Origin of the sequence: Campylobacter sp. BCW_6463 (assembly GCF_001762785.1) — a bacterium.
In the GTDB taxonomy this organism is placed as follows: domain Bacteria; phylum Campylobacterota; class Campylobacteria; order Campylobacterales; family Campylobacteraceae; genus Campylobacter_D; species Campylobacter_D jejuni.
Genome location: NZ_MJXL01000051.1, coordinates 1 through 1,544, shown reverse-complemented (window position 1 = coordinate 1,544; position 1,544 = coordinate 1). Strand labels below are relative to the sequence as shown.

Below are 1,544 nucleotides of genomic sequence, written 5' to 3'. Positions count from 1 at the left end.
ACGATTAATAATTTTAACAATACTGGAGTTATAAGTTCAACAAATAAAGAAGCTGTCCAGTTTAATTATACCGATGTTAAAACCATTACCAATAATGGAAACATTAAAAGCGAAGGACATAGAGGTATAAGCATAAATAATTCAAGTGTACAAACTCTTAATAATAGTGGCACTATTCAAACCAGCAATCAAGATGTAAAAAACTGGGATACACAAGCAATATATATTGGCAATTCTACAATCCAAACATTTATCAATAGCAAAAACGGAATCTTAAAAGGTGATGGAAGAAAAGATCCAGGAGGACCTAATGGGGCTATGTTTGCTAGCTCTGGGGTAAATCTTTCTGGTTCTACTATAACAAATTTTGATAACTCAGGCATTCTTTCAGGAAGAGTAGGTATAAATATATCAAGTACCACTATAGATAATTTTAAAAACACTGGTACTATAGAAGGAACATCTGGAGCCAAACAATTATCAGGAGCAGTATTCATTCAAAGTTGGGGAACTTCAAGCTCCACTATTAAAAATTTTGAAAACACAGGCCTAATCAAAAATCAAAACGGCAATGCTATCTTCATAGGTGATGGCAACAAGATAGAAACCCTTACAAATAAAGGAACTATAGAAGCAGGCAACAATGGTATAACTTTTTATGCATTTGATACAAATAAAAAGCCCGTTAATATTGGTAAAATCACTATAGAAAGTGGTGGTGTTATTAAAGCAGGCAATGATGCAATCCATATAGATGGAAGTAAAAATGGTATTGAGGGTGAAGGCATTGAAGTTAAAGAAGGGGGTAGATTAGAAGGTGGTAATGCAGGTATTTATATAGGCGGTGGTAAGCAAGTAAATACTAGCATCAATGTATCTGGAACTATCCAAGGTGGTAATGGGGGTATTATAAATACTGGAACCATTGGACAAAAAGATACAGAAGTTCAAACTCACGGTATCACTATTGAAAATGAAGGTCTTATTGCTTCTGCAAAAGGAAGTGGTATTTTAAATACTGACAATGGAATTATTTATGGTAATATTTTCAATAAAAGTAATAATAATTTAAGTTTAAAAAATGATTCTGATGCGACTATTACAAGTGGTATTAAAAATGAAGGTAGTGGAACCATCTTTGTTAATAACCAAGGAACCATAAATAAAGATAATAGTGGCAATCATTTAACTAACAGCGGATCTGGTAGCATAGTCATAGAAGATTGGCTTGTTACTACAGATAAAGATACAGGTAAATTAGACACTGTGGTTGTAGGTGGAAATGGTAAAGATAATGTAAAAGTAGATAATATAACCGTTGATCAAGGCAATGCTGATCTAGATGGAATAGGAGATATAAATGATATCATCTCAGGGGTAAAACCAGGTAATATTGGCAATATAGGAACCAATGGTAGTGGAGAAATTGATTTAATCTATGATCCTTCAACAGGAAAAATTCATAAAAGGTTTGATCTTAGTGCTTCCATATCAGGTGCAACCTTTAGATCTTTAATCTCTACTACTTCAAGAAGATCTACCTT

At 33.1% G+C, this 1,544-nt stretch carries 1 pseudogene; it reads left to right on the top strand.

Annotation, left to right across the window (positions count from 1 at the left end):
- Positions 1-1,544, top strand: a pseudogene (locus AJ884_RS09945) (hypothetical protein); the annotation flags it as partial.